General features: G+C 41.0%; 17 protein-coding genes and 2 riboswitches. Of the genes, 10 read left to right on the top strand and 7 right to left on the bottom strand.

What is annotated here, in order from left to right; translation table 11 throughout:
* The first annotated feature begins 97 nt into the window (after window positions 1-97).
* Window positions 98-733 (top strand): Bax inhibitor-1/YccA family protein, encoded by a 636-nt coding sequence (locus NYE63_RS07440; RefSeq protein ID WP_342604659.1) that lies wholly within the window; start codon window positions 98-100, stop codon window positions 731-733.
* Window positions 734-933: 200 nt separating this feature from the next.
* Here the strand turns inward: NYE63_RS07440 and NYE63_RS07435 are convergent, their stop codons facing one another.
* The 3 genes from NYE63_RS07435 to NYE63_RS07425 all read right to left on the bottom strand — a co-directional run bounded on the left by NYE63_RS07435 (window position 934) and on the right by NYE63_RS07425 (window position 2,704).
* Complete coding sequence (locus tag NYE63_RS07435; RefSeq protein ID WP_063232074.1) at window positions 934-1,476, bottom strand: acyl-CoA thioesterase; 543 nt, start codon at window positions 1,474-1,476, stop codon at window positions 934-936.
* Between the two features lie 131 nt (window positions 1,477-1,607).
* Entirely contained in the window at window positions 1,608-2,084 is a 477-nt protein-coding gene (locus tag NYE63_RS07430; RefSeq protein WP_342605702.1) for a M15 family metallopeptidase, read from the bottom strand.
* 137 nt (window positions 2,085-2,221) lie between these two features.
* Complete coding sequence (locus NYE63_RS07425; RefSeq protein WP_342604658.1) at window positions 2,222-2,704, bottom strand: DinB family protein; 483 nt, start codon at window positions 2,702-2,704, stop codon at window positions 2,222-2,224.
* Window positions 2,705-2,917: 213 nt separating this feature from the next.
* Here NYE63_RS07425 and NYE63_RS07420 point away from each other — a divergent pair, with 213 nt between their 5' ends.
* On the top strand, window positions 2,918-4,735 hold the full coding sequence (locus NYE63_RS07420) for an ABC transporter ATP-binding protein (protein ID WP_342604657.1): 1,818 nt from the start codon (window positions 2,918-2,920) through the stop codon (window positions 4,733-4,735).
* Window positions 4,736-4,785: 50 nt separating this feature from the next.
* Here the strand turns inward: NYE63_RS07420 and NYE63_RS07415 are convergent, their stop codons facing one another.
* Window positions 4,786-5,487, bottom strand: a complete 702-nt coding sequence (locus NYE63_RS07415; protein WP_342604656.1) for a GDSL-type esterase/lipase family protein — start codon at window positions 5,485-5,487, stop codon at window positions 4,786-4,788.
* 218 nt (window positions 5,488-5,705) lie between these two features.
* Between NYE63_RS07415 and NYE63_RS07410 the strand changes: the two genes are divergently transcribed.
* On the top strand, window positions 5,706-6,212 hold the full coding sequence (locus NYE63_RS07410) for an N-acetyltransferase family protein (protein WP_342604655.1): 507 nt from the start codon (window positions 5,706-5,708) through the stop codon (window positions 6,210-6,212).
* A 68-nt stretch (window positions 6,213-6,280) separates the two neighbouring features.
* Here the strand turns inward: NYE63_RS07410 and NYE63_RS07405 are convergent, their stop codons facing one another.
* Both NYE63_RS07405 and NYE63_RS07400 read right to left on the bottom strand, forming a co-directional pair.
* The gene (locus tag NYE63_RS07405) at window positions 6,281-6,475 is read right to left on the bottom strand and encodes an aspartyl-phosphate phosphatase Spo0E family protein (protein WP_342604654.1); all 195 of its coding nucleotides are present in this window, start codon (window positions 6,473-6,475) and stop codon (window positions 6,281-6,283) included.
* Between the two features lie 254 nt (window positions 6,476-6,729).
* Complete coding sequence (locus NYE63_RS07400) at window positions 6,730-6,918, bottom strand: Fur-regulated basic protein FbpA (RefSeq protein WP_034314291.1); 189 nt, start codon at window positions 6,916-6,918, stop codon at window positions 6,730-6,732.
* A gap of 176 nt (window positions 6,919-7,094) precedes the next feature.
* Window positions 7,095-7,199: riboswitch (SAM riboswitch) on the bottom strand.
* Window positions 7,200-7,357: 158 nt separating this feature from the next.
* Window positions 7,358-7,462: riboswitch (TPP riboswitch) on the top strand.
* Window positions 7,463-7,552: 90 nt separating this feature from the next.
* Here NYE63_RS07400 and tenA point away from each other — a divergent pair.
* The 5 genes from tenA to thiE are packed head-to-tail and all read left to right on the top strand — an operon-like array spanning window position 7,553 to window position 10,979.
* Window positions 7,553-8,242 (top strand): thiaminase II, encoded by a 690-nt coding sequence (gene tenA / locus NYE63_RS07395; RefSeq protein ID WP_063232080.1) that lies wholly within the window; start codon window positions 7,553-7,555, stop codon window positions 8,240-8,242.
* 15 nt (window positions 8,243-8,257) lie between these two features.
* Complete coding sequence (gene thiW, locus NYE63_RS07390) at window positions 8,258-8,779, top strand: energy coupling factor transporter S component ThiW (protein WP_342605701.1); 522 nt, start codon at window positions 8,258-8,260, stop codon at window positions 8,777-8,779.
* Window positions 8,748-9,554, top strand: coding sequence for a bifunctional hydroxymethylpyrimidine kinase/phosphomethylpyrimidine kinase (thiD, locus tag NYE63_RS07385; protein ID WP_342604653.1), 807 nt, complete (start codon window positions 8,748-8,750; stop codon window positions 9,552-9,554). The genes thiW and thiD overlap by 32 nt, the downstream gene beginning before the upstream one ends.
* Window positions 9,551-10,366 (top strand): hydroxyethylthiazole kinase, encoded by an 816-nt coding sequence (thiM, locus tag NYE63_RS07380; protein ID WP_342604652.1) that lies wholly within the window; start codon window positions 9,551-9,553, stop codon window positions 10,364-10,366. Before thiD ends, thiM begins: the two co-directional genes overlap by 4 nt.
* The gene (gene thiE, locus NYE63_RS07375) at window positions 10,347-10,979 is read left to right on the top strand and encodes a thiamine phosphate synthase (protein WP_342604651.1); all 633 of its coding nucleotides are present in this window, start codon (window positions 10,347-10,349) and stop codon (window positions 10,977-10,979) included. Before thiM ends, thiE begins: the two co-directional genes overlap by 20 nt.
* A gap of 40 nt (window positions 10,980-11,019) precedes the next feature.
* Here thiE and NYE63_RS07370 read toward each other — a convergent pair whose 3' ends face one another.
* A complete protein-coding gene (locus tag NYE63_RS07370; RefSeq protein ID WP_342604650.1) occupies window positions 11,020-12,225 on the bottom strand; it encodes an MFS transporter in 1,206 nt (401 codons plus the stop codon).
* Between the two features lie 271 nt (window positions 12,226-12,496).
* Between NYE63_RS07370 and NYE63_RS07365 the strand changes: the two genes are divergently transcribed.
* Window positions 12,497-13,984 carry an aldehyde dehydrogenase family protein gene (locus NYE63_RS07365; RefSeq protein ID WP_063232085.1) on the top strand — a complete coding sequence of 496 codons (1,488 nt, stop codon included), beginning with the start codon at window positions 12,497-12,499 and terminating at the stop codon, window positions 13,982-13,984.
* 385 nt (window positions 13,985-14,369) lie between these two features.
* Window positions 14,370-15,602, top strand: coding sequence for an aminopeptidase (locus NYE63_RS07360; RefSeq protein ID WP_342604649.1), 1,233 nt, complete (start codon window positions 14,370-14,372; stop codon window positions 15,600-15,602).
* The last annotated feature ends 331 nt before the right edge of the window (window positions 15,603-15,933 follow it).

Here is a 15,933-nt window from a genome sequence, read left to right as displayed (position 1 = left end):
TACTTTTAAAAAAACACCTAATTTTCATTAAATGCAATGAAACCTTTTTAAAACAGTTTCGTAGAAAACGGTAGAAAATAAATGATGGGGTGATTGAATGTATTCACAAACTGTACAAACATATATGCCGTCCGTCATGCGGACGTTCGCTTTATCACTTGCCGTTTCCGTTTTAGGGATGGCTCTCGGCACTCTTGTTCCGCCATCCTTGTTTCTTCCCTTAGCGATACTTGAGATCGTCATGTTGATTGGAGCATTCATATTGCGGAGGAAAAAAGCCATCGGTTACACATTTTTATATAGTTTCACGTTGATTTCTGGCATTACTACCTATCCGATCATCGCACACTACCTAGCCGCTGCAGGGGCAAATGTGGTGATCCTAGCAGGTGTTACGACGACAGTCGTATTTGGAGGACTGGCGGTTTATGCCACAACCACCAAAAGGGACCTTTCTTTCTTGGGAGGAATGTTATTTGCGGCCTTATTAGCTTTAGTGGTCATTAGCATTTTCAACATTTTCTCTCCATTAAGCTCTACAGCCATGCTGGTCTTTTCATTTATTGGGATTTTAGTTTTCAGTGGTTATATTTTATATGATTTCAATCGAATGAAGCATTACGGGGTAGCAGCCGAAGAAGTACCGCTAATGGCCTTGAATCTATATCTTGATTTCATTAACCTATTCATTAACATCTTGCGCTTCTTTGGTATTTTAGCAAGCGATGACTAAAGGCAACCCAACAATGTAACAAAAGAAAGACGCTTGGACTTATCCAAGCGTCTATTCACATATCTTCCCCATCAAATCGCTGTAAAAATCCAATTCACGAGAGTTCTGATTTTCCCAAAACCATAGGAGATGAATAAGAGACCAAATCACAATGAATTTGGTCTCAATCATTAATAAGAACGTCTGAAGGGATGCGTATCTTATTTATATAATCCTGGTTTTGATTGATCGGTCCATGGCAGTTTCACACCGAAAGTACTTGCAATGAACTGTGTATCTTCCCTTCTTTTTTTCCTTATTTGTGCCCGTTGTTTTGCTGATTCATTTAAATTCATTTCCATCTCTGTTTCTGGAACCAAACGAGGAACCGGAATTGGTTTACCTTCTTCATTAATGGCAACAAATGTCAAGAAGGAGATGACGCATAAATTCCGATCTCCTGTAACTAAATCCTCTGCAATCACCTTTACGATGATTTCCATTGATGTTCTGCCCGTATAAGTCACGAAGCTTTCAAGGCAAACTGCATTTCCTTCGTGAATAGGGTGCAGGAAATCGACAGAATCAGTTGATGCAGTAACGACGTTGCTTCGCGCATGACGCATTGCTGATATAGCCGCTACATCATCAATGTATGCCATTAATTTGCCTCCGAACATCGTACCAATATTATTTGTATCCGGCGGGAGGACAAGGCTTGTTTTAATGACCAAAGAGTCCCGGCAATGTTTTATTTCTTCCATGGTGACTGCACTCCTTTATGTCTGACTTCTCACTAGTTCACTTTATCGAATTCTTACCTGTAAAGCAATTCACATGCTTATTTTCCTGCTTTTAGTCAAAATTATGCGATTTATAATGAAGCCACTCACGTTCACCGCCCTTTTGGCCGCTTGCCTTGTTGCAGCTCACGCAGGCTCAAACCAAATGTCATTTGTAAATGCGGATAATCCTTGAACCCTGCCCAATCCCCTCCCCAATCAAAACCTAACTCTTTAGCGATGGTTACCACTTCCATCCAATCCGACTTTCCATTATCGTTGCCGTCATAACGCATATCCCAAATGGCCTCGCCTTGTTTGTTAAGGAGGGCAAAATCTATCGCCAAACCGAAATTATGTAGCGACTCGCCACCTCTTGCATTCGTTACGATGTTCCCCGAACCTGTTCGGCCCTTTTCATAGAGTTCATTTTGCTCGGCTAAAGACCGGAACCCTGCAGTAATGATTACCAGGATGCCTTTGTCATTAGCCTGTTGAATGAGCTCTTCTTTTTTTTCGGCTACGATAGGATTCAGCTCGTCAGTCTGTTCGATTTCATCTAGATCTGGCGGAAGCATATATTTGTACAAGAGCCCAAGCAACAATCCGAAAAAGGCCAATACCAAACATGTCCTTACCCAAGTGGCTTTCACTGAAAAATCCTTCCTTTACGAATAACTGTCTGAAAGTGAAAAACTCAACCAAAGACGGATGAGTTTTTCTTCTATTATAACTTTGCTTTCAATTCTTCAATTTGCAATAAATGCCGTTTTTCATGTAGTCCCACGAACGGGATCCATTGCTTCAAGCTTAAATCTTTAAACAAAGGGTGTGGAAAAGACTTTTGTTCGAGATCAATTTCCTTTGCATGGTCAACGACCTGTACAAAAGCTTTTCGGGATTCGGACAACTTATCTTTAACATCTCTCAAAGTTTGGTATGATTCTGACGGAATGACAAATGGCGGGGCCTGGACCTTCACTTCACGATTTAAAGTAAGCTCGATCGGTTTATCCACAGCTGGATTGCTATCGTCGCTTTTCAATTTATCGGAAATGCTCTTTGTTATGGCCCTCTCCATTAAATATAAATGATCCAATACCTGGATGATGCTCCATCGGCCTGATTCAGGATGGGCGTTCAGCTGTTCATCCGATAGTCCGTTGACCGCATGTAAAAGTTCTTCCCTGATTTTTTCATTTTCATTCATTTTAGCATCTCCTCTTATAAGCCTCGCTAATCTCCTATAATTATTCCATGTCCAATAGGAAAGTGTAAAATAATAATACTTTTTTGACAGAAACGAACCGATTAAAAGTTGTCTATTTTTTGAAAAGCTCTATGATAGTCATTAAGGTAAAATTCACCTAATTCAAATGACTTTCAAAATTCATCAAGGACAGTCTAAATAGGAGTGATCGCTATGAGTGGAGGACATATTCCATTCAGCCACAAAGGCCGCAGTGCCATGCATGCAATCCCCTCAAAAGGAAGCATATGGTTGATGCTCAAACAAATGTTCAATCGGGTCCCATCCAAATGGAAATTTTGCACTTTGGTTTTATGTATCATGCTTTTAATTTCATTGCTTGAGTTCTCCATCCCCCAGTTGACGCAGTTTACGATTGATAAAATCATTCCCGAAAAAAGATATGACTCGTTAATCTGGATTGGCGCAGGAATTCTTTGTGCTGCCATCGTATTGGCTTTACTGAACTACTTTAACAGCTATATCGTTTCCAAGGTCGGTCAAACAGCTATTATGGATATACGGAATAGCATGTATGACCATATTCAAACACTGGATATGAAATTCTTTGATAAAAACCGTACTGGTGACTTAATGTCCAGGTTGACCAATGATGTCAATTTACTGCAGCAGCTCATCTCTTCGAGCATGCTTCAAGTCTTGACTGACACGGTGACTTTCATTGCCGTGGCGGTATATATGCTTTTCATTAACTGGAAGCTGACCATTGTCCTTCTTTTTACATTCCCTTTCATGTTCTATATCACAAGGGTATTCGGGAAACGCATCAGGATGTCATTTAGGTCTGTGCAAAGTTCCGCAGGAGATGTTAGTAATCAGTTACAGGATTCCATTTCAGGAATGCGGCTCATTCAATCTTTTACTAATGAAGAATTCGAATCAAGGCGGTTTGCGGAGCGTAATCAGGAAAATATGGCTGCAAACATTAAGTCCGTTCGGCTACGTTCCATGTTCGGTCCGATTATTGATTTATTGAACAATATCGGTCTTGTTGCAGTCATTGTGTTCGGGGCTTGGCAAGTGATGGAAGGTGAATTCACAATAGGATTAATCGTGGCCTTCCTCGCCTATCTGAGGTTACTGCAGAGTCCCGTTCGCAATTTTAGCCGGGTCATCAGCATTGTCCAGCAATCAGCCGCCGCCTTTGAAAGGATAACTGAAATATTGGAAACACAACCTGAAATAAGTGACAAGGGAAATGCCATTGAACTCCCTTCCATAAAAAAGCAAATTGAATTTCAATGTGTTGATTTTGCTTATGATGAGAGTGTTCCTGTACTCAGCAATCTAAACCTGACCATGAAAGCTGGTCAAGTAACCGCTCTGGTCGGCTCCTCTGGTGCAGGAAAATCGACCATCACCAGCCTTTTGATCCGATTTTATGATCCGCAAGATGGAACAATTAAAATGGATGGTCATGATATCAAAGATGTGTCACTGAAATCATTACGTGGACAAATAGGAATTGTTTCCCAGGATATCATTTTATTCAACGGTTCCATCCGTGATAACATCGTATATGGCAAACTTGATGCTACAGATGATGAAATCATCCAATCCTCCAAAGCGGCAAATGCACATGACTTCATCAGTGCCTTTCCTGATGGTTATGATTCTCAAATTGGAGAGCGCGGAGTCAAGCTTTCAGGTGGACAAAAACAGCGCATTGCCATTGCCAGGGCACTTTTGAAAAATCCGCAAATCATCATTCTCGATGAAGCAACGGCTGCCTTGGATACAGAATCCGAACATTTGATCCAGGAAGCATTGTCACGTTTATTGATAAATCGCACTTCAATAGTCATTGCACATCGTTTATCAACCATTCATGATGCCAATCAAATCATCGTTCTGGAAAAAGGGCAGGTTCATGAAAAAGGAACACATGAACAGTTATTGCAAAAAAACGGCAGATACAAGCAGCTCCATGACTTGCAGTTCCCTCAACTAAAAGCCATATCAAATTCCTAGCGACTTAGCAAGTAAAAATGCACAGAAAGCCTTCCTGTGCATTTTTACTTTCATTTGAAATCATAACTTTCCAAAACCCGATTCGTAATGAGCTGATACCCTTTTTCATTCGGATGTAACTTATCACTGAAATACTCTGTTTTCTTTTTATCTTCAAAAAGATCATTCGTAGGAATGAATAACATCCTTTTGTCTTTATCCGCTATTCCCTTTATCGACTGGTTATAATCGTGAATGTGCTTTTCAAGTTTTTGATTGCCTTTACTTGGGTTATATAGTCCTACTACCAGAATATCCGCTTTATCGTTTGCATCTATCAGAGTCGATGTAATCTTATTCAGATGGCTGATATACTCCCGTTTACCCTCATTGATTTTTCGGTCACTTATTTTCTCCAAGTCCCCTCCATTACTATTGATCAAGTCATTCGTTCCAATATAAACGATGAAAGTATCGGCTTCATCAAGTTTCGTTTTAATGCGGTAATCATCAAGCAGTTTCATCACCCCATCCGTTTCCTGGCCTTTTATACCGTAATTCCAAAAACTCACTTTTTGTTCCGATTCCGGATTATTCAATTCATCTTCCAGACCTTCTATATATCCTTCCCCGTCCTTATCCCCTTTTCCATAGGTTAATGAATCTCCAAAAGCCATCACCCTTTGCACATCCTCCGACTCCGAGGCCTGAAATTCATATGCTGCAAAACATATAACTAGTACTATAATCAATAAACCTGCCAATTTTTTCATTTGGTTCTCCTCTTGTCTTTTTACTAGAAGCATTTAATCTTTTACATACCCAAAAAATCCGCAGTCTTAACATAAAAAAGAATTGTCAGATAAAGAGTAAAGAGTGTATGATAATATAAAACTTTCAATGGATTGGGTGTCATTCACCGTCCATTAACAAAAAACGGGAGTTCCCTTCATTCTGGAGATTGAATAAATGATAGTTAGGAGTTTAAATCATGGAAGAACACATAGAGTTTAGAGAGGCAGAACTATCTGATCTACCCAGAATTGTTGAAATATATAATTCGACAATTGCTTCAAGAATGGTCACGGCAGATACGGAACCTGTATCCGTCCAATCGAGGGTTAAATGGTTTGAGGAACATCATTCAGAAAGTAGACCGCTATATATCATTACTATAGAAGGAAAAACTGCTGGATGGATGAGCTTTCAATCCTTTTATGGCCGACCGGCCTATAATTCCACTGCCGAAATCAGCATTTATATTGATGATTATTTCCGGGGAAAAGGAATCGGTCAAATTTCGATTCAAAAGGCAATTGAATTGAGTCCAAAATTAGGTGTTAAGACTCTATTGGGTTTCATTTTCGCCCACAATACACCAAGCCTTAAGCTTTTTTCAAAATTCGGATTTGAAGAATGGGCACATTTACCTCAAGTTGCCGAGCTGGATGGCATTGAGAGGGATTTGATCATTCTTGGTAAACGTGTCGATATTTAATATAATTCTTTAGAGCTATTGCCTTGAGCAGTAGCTTTTTCAGATTAATCGAGGTCGAATTGGCATATTTAAAAATACCTATATGATTTCTTGAGGGGAAAATATTCAGAATCTCTTTTACTTGTTAACGCATTTAATAGCGTATCCAATTCTTGACTGGCTTGAACAGTTAGCAGACTTGATAGGCCGTAAATTGCTGCCAATTTGATCATTTCTTGTCTCTTCTCTTCTACTTTTTCTATAGTTACCTTACGGCAAGGCATTATATAGTCACCTCCCATTTATTCAATTTTTTTACACTTTTATCATAATGAAACTACTAGTTAAAATCAACTATTTTTCAGAAATTAAATGTGTTATTTTAAAGGATAAATGTGACAAAACACCTATTTTATTCTTTGATTATGTATATTTTGTGTCATTTTCTATTAAACGCAAAAAAGCACCCACTAGTGTAGACTGCGAATGCTTACATCATATCCCTTAACCAAGAACCCAAAATATAATCCATCGCTTACTATGTCATCCATTCAGAAGGTGACTCGTTATTAGGTCTATTTATAACAATCTTATATTCATCTTCAAGTACTTTTAATGGGGCATCATAAAGGTGCCTTTCATCAGAGGTTTTGTATACTCCATTGGCCAATAACTCTTCAATAAGCTTTGCCTTCCTCTGTTCAATCCTCTTAAATAATTCTGCCATGTAAATGGCTCCTTTCCTAGTCAGCCTAGAGCCTGCTTCTAGATAGCTAAACTTTATCAACTTGTTTGATTTTCACCAAATTATATATACCTTTTCTATTATGTCACTAAACGTTATTTCCCAAAAATAAAAGCCCCTTCTAATTCAAGAAGAGGCTGACAGTGTCCGTACGGCTCTTCTTATCTTCCAAGCATACGCTTGTTGGATTTAGCACAGTTCCCAAAACGGGTCCGCTGCCGAGGTTTCATTGGGCCAAGTCCCTCTACCTCTCTGGATAAGAATTCAATATATAAATGATGTAGAAATGATTTTATCCTAATAATCATCAAAAGTCAATTACCTGGTTCTCCCTTTTTCCCTGGACATAAAGTGATCGCTCTTTCAAATACGGGTTGCATTTTCTTGTCTTTCTGATATGATGTCAGTAATTACATACAATTCACACCACTAGGGGAGTCTTTTTTAAGACTGAGATGGAATTAGTTCCGGACCCTTTGAACCTGAACCGGCTCATACCGGCGGAGGGAAGTGGATGATATCGTCCATTTACAGACAATATCCATCTACCCCGTTCCGTATTCAGGAACGGGGTTTTTTTATTAACAAGGGGATCCATTCTAAAGGAGGATGAACAATGGAGAATACTAAATTAGAAACATTCAGTGATAGACTGCATGCACGGGCAAAAGAGATTTGGAAAAGGAACCATTCACATCCCTTTGTCCAGGCAATTGGAAATGGCACTCTTCCTGAAAAGAAATTTGCCTATTACCTGAAGCAGGACTATATCTATCTCATGGATTATTCCAAGCTCTTTGCTTTAGGTGTCATCAAAGCTCATAACATCGAAACCATGGCAAAGTTTGCGAGTATTTTAAATGAAACCCTTCAAGTGGAAATGGATATTCATCGGCATTATGCTTCCGAATTCGGGATCAGTTCCAAGGAGTTGGAAGATACAGAACCTACTCCAACCACTCTAGCCTATACAGGTTACATGCTAAATGCAGCTCAGCATGGGACTTTAGCAGACTTGATCGCCTGTCTCCTTCCCTGCGCTTGGGATTATTATGAAATCGGTTTGCTATTAAAAGAACAAAATGGAGCAGCATTGGAAAACAATCGCTATGCAGATTGGATAAGGTCCTATTCATCTCCTGAATTCGGGGAAGCGCACAAGTGGCTAATCGCTTTGTTGGAAGAATTGACGGAAGGGATGCCAGAAAAAGAACTTCTTAGATTAGAAAAGCACTTTTTGGTTACTTCCCGATATGAATATTTATTCTGGGATATGGTTCAAAATGAGCAGGATTGGCCGCTTTAGGTCGTTGACATGATGATGAATCCAATCAAGAAACTGACGTTGACTGCAATGATCACGGCTATAACGACTCTGACCAGTTCATTTATTTTCATCCCTGCAGGATTTGCAAAGGTCTTTCCTATTCAGCATCTGGCAAATGTCCTGACGGCCGTTCTATTGGGGCCTGCTTATGCTGTGACTCAAGCTTTTTTAGTTTCCATCATTAGAAACATGTCTGGTACCGGTTCAATTTTCGCCTTTCCCGGCAGCATGATCGGTGCACTTTTGGCTGCCATCCTTTATCGAAAAACACAAAGCTTAAAATTCGCTTGTTTTGGGGAAGTGATCGGGACCGGCATTCTCGGTTCCCTAGCCTGTTATCCGCTTGCCATCCTCCTATTGGGAGAAAAAGCTGCTCTTTTTGGTTTTTTACCGGCTTTCATGCTCAGTTCATTCGCAGGTGCGATTTTAGCTTTCATATTACTTAAAATACTTCTAAAAAATAATTATATGAAGGGGTTTTTTTATGAAAACAGCATTAACCATCGCAGGCTCTGATTCAGGGGGCGGTGCTGGAATACAAGCGGATTTAAAAACATTTTCTGCACATGGGGTCTTTGGGATGTCTGCCATCACAGCCGTAACCGCACAAAATACAATGGAAGTCCGTTCAGTACAGCCAATTGAAACATCTATCATATCAGATCAAATTGCAGCTATCTTTGAAGATATTCCTGTCGATGCAGTAAAAATAGGCATGCTTGGATCAAAAGAAATAGTGGAAACAGTCGTTGTGTCCCTTAAAACCTTCATGCCTGCCATCGTTATCCTTGACCCTGTCATGATTTCCAAAAGTGGCCACCATTTGCTCGACGAAAAAGCTGTGTCTGCCTTAAAAATGGATTTGCTTCCGCTTGCAACACTTGTAACCCCAAATGTACCGGAAGCGGAAGTACTTACAGGCTTGTCGATACGGACGGAACAAGATTTCTATAGGGCATGCATTTCGATACAAGAAATGGGTCCCAAAGCCGTTCTACTTAAAGGAGGACATGCAGCAGGCAATCCAAATGATCTTTTTTATGATGGCACTGACTTCCATTGGATCAAGGGAGAGCGCATTCATACAAAAAACACTCATGGTACAGGCTGTACCCTATCATCTGCCATTACATCAAACCTGGCAAATGGACTGCCTTTGCAAGTGTCTATTGAACAGGCCAAGACCTATATTTCTGAAGCGATACGCAATAGCTTTTCAATTGGTAAAGGTCATGGACCTGTCCATCATTTTCATTCATTTTCAAAAAAAGAACGGAGTGACTTAATATGAAGGTTTCTGCAGCCGATTTATTCGTGAAGGTAAGAGAAAGAAAACCACTCGTTCACCAAATCACGAACTTTGTTACTGTCAACGACTGTGCAAATGCCACCCTTGCCATCGGTGGTTCACCAGTAATGACATCGAGCCCAAGAGAAGTGGCGGATATGGTCAAATTAGCAGATGCATTGGTCCTGAATTTCGGTACGATCGATGATAAAGCCTTGGAAGCAATGGAGATTGCCGGTAAGACGGCAAATGCCCTGGATATCCCAGTCATTTTGGACCCGGTGGGAGTTGGTGCCACCTCCTATCGTACAGAGCAGGTCAAAGAGCTCCTAAGTAAGGTTACTTTCCAAATCATTCGCGGAAATGCGAGTGAGATCCTTTCATTGATGGGTGGGGATACCGTTACACGCGGGGTGGATTCGGGGGAACTTGCGATTAGCAATGCAGAGCTGGCTGCACGAGCGGCAAATAAATTGAATAGCATCGTCGTGGTCAGCGGAGCTAAGGATGCGGTCAGCGATGGAAAACATACATCCATCATCGACAACGGGAACCTCCTATTAACTAATGTTACAGGTACCGGTTGCATGTCCACTGCTCTTATCGGCACTTTTTCCGGAGTCACTGACGATTTCTATTCTGCGGCAATTGCCGGTATCTCAACCATGAGTATTTCAGGGGAACTAGCTGCTGCAAACCTTCGAAAAGATGAAGGAACTGGAACGTTTCGTGTGCGATTAATCGATGCAATATCGAGAATGGATAAGGAAATTTGGATGCATGAGGTGAAAATAAATGAAGAAGTCCCAAATTGATTTAAGTCTGTATTTAGTTACTGAAGAGTCCATAGCATTAGAAAAATTGACCAAAATAATTGCAGAATCGGTATCAGGAGGAGTCTCGATCGTACAACTTAGAGAGAAAAATAATTCCTCACTCTCCTTTTATAAAAAAGCTTCTGCATTAAAACAGTTATTGAACGAGCTGTCCATTCCCCTTATCATCAATGACCGGGTGGATATAGCACTTGCGGTTGCAGCGGACGGCATTCATATTGGGCAAGATGACCTTCCACTGCCTGTCGTCAAACAAATGGTTCCTGAAGATATGATTGTCGGTGTATCTGTCTCCACTCTTGAAGAAGCTCTCGAAGCTGAACGAAATGGAGCAGACTATATCGGAGTCGGTTCCGTTTTCCCTACCAAGACCAAAAAAGATGCAACTCTTATGGCAATTGGGGATCTGGAGGAAATTTGCCGAAGCCTTTCAATTCCCGCTGTAGCCATTGGGGGTATCACTGCCGATAACATTTCCGCTCTTTCTAATTGCGGGCTATCCGGTACCGCAGTCGTCTCGGCCATCATGAATGCAGATAGTCCGAAGACTGCCTCCGAATCTCTTTTAAAAATAATAAAAGACTTTAAATAAACAAAAGGAAAGGGACTGAATACAGTCCCCTTCCTTTTGTTTATGTCAAAACGGTATTCTTTGTTTCCTTGCCAAAAGCCACGGCAACTGCACCCACTAGAATAGCAATTGTAAATAGGGTGAAAATCGATGAAATCGGGGTGCCTGCGGCAACTAAATACCCTACAAGCAACGGTCCCAGAACACCGCCAATCCTCCCGATCCCTGCAGCTAACCCAGCACCTGTACCACGAACTGCTGTTGGATACTGCTCAGGTGTATACGCATAAAGTGCACCCCATGCCCCTAGGTTGAAGAAAGATAGGAACATCCCGGAAACTATCAGCAGTGCTAACCCCTCTGCCGATCCAAAGAAAAAGGCACTGACGGCCGTTCCAATTAAGTATGTGATCAAAACGAATTTACGTCCCATCTTCTCTATCAGCCATGCAGCTGAAAAATAGCCCGGAAGCTGTGCAAGCGTCATGATCAAAACATATTCAAAGCTTTGAATCATGCTGAAGCCTTTTAGGACCATCACACTTGGCAGCCATAAAAACATCCCATAATAAGAAAAGACCACGCAAAACCACAGAATCCATAATACAAGGGTCTGACGTGAGTATTCCTTTTTCCAGACACTTTTCATATTGCTTAATACAGATGGTCTCTGCTTTTTTTCAAGTTCCGTATACTTCGGTGAATCCGGCAGTTTCAAGCGCAGATACAGCGCATATAAAGCTGGAACTGCACTCAATAACAATGCAACCCGCCAACCATAAGCCGGAATGATGAAATAGGATATGAGTGCTGCCAAAATCCAGCCAACTGCCCAAAAACTTTCAAGCAGGACGACCACCCTTCCCCTTTTACTCGCTTCAACGCTTTCAGAAACCAATGTCGATGCAACCGGAAGTTCTCCTCCAAGTCCCATTCCAATCAAAAATCGCAGTATCAAGAACAAGCTGAGTGTACTGACTGCTGCAGAAAGGCCACTTGCGATTGAAAACAATAATAATGTAATGATAAAGACATTCTTTCGTCCTACCCTGTCGGCCATCGCACCAAAGAAAACTGCTCCAACAGCCATTCCTATAGAGTTTATGCTCCCAATCCAGCCAACCTGCTCACTGGTTAAGTTCCATTCCTGTTTTAATGCAACAATGATGAAAGAAAGCATACCGACATCAAGTGCATCGAACATCCATCCAAGACCCGCAACACCAAGTAACTTACGCTGCGATATCATTTTCGCATTATTTCCCATATATTCCTCCTGAAGAACTTTAGACCTTCTTGTTATTTTATCCTTATTCATTTTAACTATTAACTTTCATTTTTTCTATAGTAATTACACATGTCATGACAAAAAAATATCTCATTTTTAAAATGATGAAGAAATCTTGGTTATTCTGTCGAATGTTATAGATTGAATATTCCCTTTTTTTCATTTATCATAAAAATTGGCATAAATCATAGCGTTAACAATAAGTCATCATGTTTTGCCCAAGATAATCATTTAATTCAGGAGGGTAATTATGACAAATCTAACGTTAGAAGTAAGTGGAAAGCTGCAAAAATTTTTAACAGGACCAAAAAAGCTCTATATTAATGGTCAGTTTGTAGAAAGTGCTTCAAAAAAAACCTTCTCCACTCCTAATCCTGCTACAGGACAAAAACTTGCCGATGTTTATGAAGCTGATAAAGAAGATATCGACTTAGCTGTCAAAGCTGCACGCAAAGCATTCGATGAGGGGCCTTGGTCAAGAATGAGCGCAGCTGCACGCAGTAGGCTTATGTATAAACTTGCCGATTTAATGGAAGAAAATAAAACTGAACTTGCCCAATTGGAAACGTTGGATAATGGTAAACCAATCAGTGAAACTACCAATGCCGACATTCCTTTAGCTATAGAACATATGAGATATTTTGCTGGCTGGTCCACCAAGATTGTTGGACAGACCATTCCGGTTAGCGGAAATTACTTTAACTACACGAAACACGAGGCTGTTGGTGTTGTAGGCCAAATCATCCCATGGAACTTTCCGCTTCTTATGGCGATGTGGAAACTGGGAGCGGCACTTGCTACAGGTTGTACGGTCATATTAAAGCCCGCTGAGCAAACACCGCTATCCGCTCTTTACCTAGCTGATTTATTGGCTGAAGCCGGTTTCCCTGATGGAGTCGTCAATATCGTTCCCGGTTTTGGTGAAACCGCTGGACAAGCACTTGTCGACCATCCGCAAGTAAATAAAATTGCATTTACCGGTTCGACCGAAGTTGGAAAATTGATCATGCGTTCCGCTTCATATTCATTGAAACGGGTCACATTGGAACTTGGAGGGAAATCGCCAAACATCATCCTACCTGATGCGGATTTCTCAAAAGCCATCCCTGGAGCTTTGAATGGGGTCATGTTTAACCAAGGGCAGGTATGCTGTGCCGGTTCAAGGGTTTATATTCAAAAGAAACATTATGATAATGTTGTAGCCGATATGGCCAGCCATGCAAAAAACATCAAACAAGGGGCAGGTTTAGATCCAAGTACTCAAATTGGACCGCTTGTTTCCCAAGAGCAGCAAAATCGGGTAATGGGCTATATTGAAAAAGGGAAAAACGAGGGTGCGGAAGTTCTTGTCGGCGGAAATAAACCGGGTGAACAAGGTTACTTTGTTTCTCCTACTATATTCGCTGGTGTCGAAGAGGACATGACGATTGCTAAAGAAGAGATTTTCGGGCCGGTCATAGCTGCAATGCCATTCGAGGATTTAGATGACGTCATTAACCGTGCAAATGCCAGTGAATATGGATTGGCTGCGGGCTTATGGACTAGCGATATAGCCAATGCCCATTATGTTGCAGGAAAACTCCGTGCCGGTACAGTGTGGGTGAACTGTTATAACGCGTTCGACGCCGCTTCCCCGTTCGGCGGTTACAAACAATCAGGAATCGGACGTGAAATGGGATCTTATGCACTGGACAACTATTCTGAAGTGAAAAGCGTTTGGATCAATTTGGGTAAATGATTTTTTGACTATTAAGAAGAGGGTCTCAAAGAGGCCCTCTTTCTTTCAGTCCATTGATTCACTGTACCAAATAATTAAATTATGCAACTATTCAAACCTTTTCAATAGTCTTTCCTTCTATAATTTTGGTAGAATGCAAGATAGGCACACCGGCTGCTGCTTGAGCTGGCTGGGGAGGTTATGTGCTCATATGATAATGATGCCGGGGTTGGTACTAAAGTGAATGAACCTAAACTGATCCGAATTGATTTCAGCTCGTTGCCAGTTATAAAGAACTCCTTCGTTTAATTAACTATAAGATTTCACAAACGATGTAAAAAGTTTCTTTTTTATAGAACAATAAGTACAATTATAATGTAGAAAATGGAAAAGGGGTTTTGAAATGATGAGTGATTTTCAAACGAATTTAGAAAAATATGCAGAACTTGCCGTAAAAGTCGGCGTAAACATCCAACAAGATCAAACCCTGGTCGTAAACACAACATTAGAGGGCGCTGACCTTGTGCGTCTCATTGTAAAGAAAGCATATGAAAACGGTGCGCGTAATGTCATTGTTAATTGGAATGACGATATCGTTTCACGCACTAAATATGAACTCGCTCCCGATGAGGTGTTCCACGAGTATCCAAAGTGGCGTGCAGAAGAAACGATCGAACTTGCAGAAAACGGAGCTGCTTATCTATCCGTCATCTCTTCCAGCCCAGACTTATTGAAAGGTGTAAAACCTGAAAGGATTGCCAACTTCCAAAAAGCATCCGGGACTGCGCTGAAAAAGTGGCGTCAGTATATGCAATCCGATAAAGTTAGCTGGTCCATAGTCGCCGTCCCTTCAAAAGCTTGGGCCGATAAAGTATTCCCTGAAGAGGCAGAAGGAAAACGCGTTGATATGCTATGGGAAGCCATTTTCAAAGCGGTTCGTGTTGATGTGAAGGATCCTGTAGAGGCCTGGAAAAAACACGATGATACCCTGCATGAAAAGGTTGATTATTTAAATGACAAGCATTACCAAAAATTGCATTACACGGCTCCTGGAACCGACCTGACAATTGAGTTACCTGACAAACATCTTTGGGTCGGAGCAGGAAGCGTTAACGTACAGGGTCATGAATTCATGGCTAACATGCCGACCGAAGAAGTGTTTACGGTTCCATTGAAAACAGGTGTTAATGGTACAGTTTCCAGTACTAAGCCCCTTAGTTACGGCGGCAACATCATTAATAATTTTTCCGTGACCTTTAAGGAAGGACGGATCATTGAAGTTAAAGCTGAAGAAGGGGAAGAAATCCTAAAACAATTGGTTGAAACGGATGAAGGTTCACACTATCTTGGTGAAGTGGCACTTGTTCCATTCAACTCACCAATTTCCCAATCGAATGTTTTATTCTTCAATACATTATTCGATGAAAACGCATCAAACCATCTGGCTATTGGCAGTTCCTATGCTTTCTGTATTGAAGGCGGAAAAAACATGAGTCAAGAAGAGCTTGCAGAGAATGGACTGAATGAAAGCCTTACACATGTCGATTTCATGATTGGATCAGAGAAAATGAACATCGACGGCATCAAACAGGACGGCTCTTCGGAACCTGTCTTCCGTAATGGGGATTGGGCGTTTTAAATAAAGCGTTGATATAGAGGGGTTTTGAAGGTCTAAAACCTTGAGTGGTCACAGAATTGGTCACATTTCTTTAACTTTAAACAAATTATCAAGTTCATCAGCTACGTGTTTCTGCATACTAGGAGGCATGTGGCTATACTTGTCTAGCGTAATTTGGATGGATGTATGTCAACTCTAGCTTTTTCGCTTGGGCTTTAAGTCGTTTGGAATGGTAGTTCCATAAGAAACTCCTATGGCGGCGCTCCTCGCCGCCACCATCTACTACGAAAATCTAAACTCAAAAATAGAGTCTAACCCATTAACCCCTTGACGATAATGGATGATAACAATA

It is taken from the genome of Peribacillus sp. FSL E2-0159 (genome assembly GCF_038643155.1).
GTDB lineage: Bacteria > Bacillota > Bacilli > Bacillales > DSM-1321 > Peribacillus > Peribacillus simplex.
The sequence above is the reverse complement of the archived record's forward strand: the minus strand, read 5'-3'. Positions and strand labels throughout refer to the sequence as shown.

Excerpts from the sequence above, each read along its gene's own strand:
- NYE63_RS07425 (WP_342604658.1), bottom strand. The coding sequence starts at position 2,704 with ATGAATGAAAATGAAAAAATCAGGGAAGAACTTTTACATGCGGTCAAC.
- NYE63_RS07365 (WP_063232085.1), top strand. The coding sequence starts at position 12,497 with ATGACAAATCTAACGTTAGAAGTAAGTGGAAAGCTGCAAAAATTTTTA.
- NYE63_RS07405 (WP_342604654.1), bottom strand. The coding sequence starts at position 6,475 with ATGCCTTGCCGTAAGGTAACTATAGAAAAAGTAGAAGAGAAGAGACAA.
- NYE63_RS07435 (WP_063232074.1), bottom strand. The coding sequence starts at position 1,476 with ATGGAAGAAATAAAACATTGCCGGGACTCTTTGGTCATTAAAACAAGC.
- thiD (WP_342604653.1), top strand. The coding sequence starts at position 8,748 with ATGAAAACAGCATTAACCATCGCAGGCTCTGATTCAGGGGGCGGTGCT.
- NYE63_RS07440 (WP_342604659.1), top strand. The coding sequence starts at position 98 with ATGTATTCACAAACTGTACAAACATATATGCCGTCCGTCATGCGGACG.
- NYE63_RS07410 (WP_342604655.1), top strand. The coding sequence starts at position 5,706 with ATGGAAGAACACATAGAGTTTAGAGAGGCAGAACTATCTGATCTACCC.
- thiM (WP_342604652.1), top strand. The coding sequence starts at position 9,551 with ATGAAGGTTTCTGCAGCCGATTTATTCGTGAAGGTAAGAGAAAGAAAA.
- NYE63_RS07360 (WP_342604649.1), top strand. The coding sequence starts at position 14,370 with ATGAGTGATTTTCAAACGAATTTAGAAAAATATGCAGAACTTGCCGTA.
- tenA (WP_063232080.1), top strand. The coding sequence starts at position 7,553 with ATGGAGAATACTAAATTAGAAACATTCAGTGATAGACTGCATGCACGG.
- NYE63_RS07400 (WP_034314291.1), bottom strand. The coding sequence starts at position 6,918 with ATGGCAGAATTATTTAAGAGGATTGAACAGAGGAAGGCAAAGCTTATT.
- thiE (WP_342604651.1), top strand. The coding sequence starts at position 10,347 with ATGAAGAAGTCCCAAATTGATTTAAGTCTGTATTTAGTTACTGAAGAG.
- NYE63_RS07415 (WP_342604656.1), bottom strand. The coding sequence starts at position 5,487 with ATGAAAAAATTGGCAGGTTTATTGATTATAGTACTAGTTATATGTTTT.
- NYE63_RS07420 (WP_342604657.1), top strand. The coding sequence starts at position 2,918 with ATGAGTGGAGGACATATTCCATTCAGCCACAAAGGCCGCAGTGCCATG.
- thiW (WP_342605701.1), top strand. The coding sequence starts at position 8,258 with ATGAATCCAATCAAGAAACTGACGTTGACTGCAATGATCACGGCTATA.
- NYE63_RS07370 (WP_342604650.1), bottom strand. The coding sequence starts at position 12,225 with ATGGGAAATAATGCGAAAATGATATCGCAGCGTAAGTTACTTGGTGTT.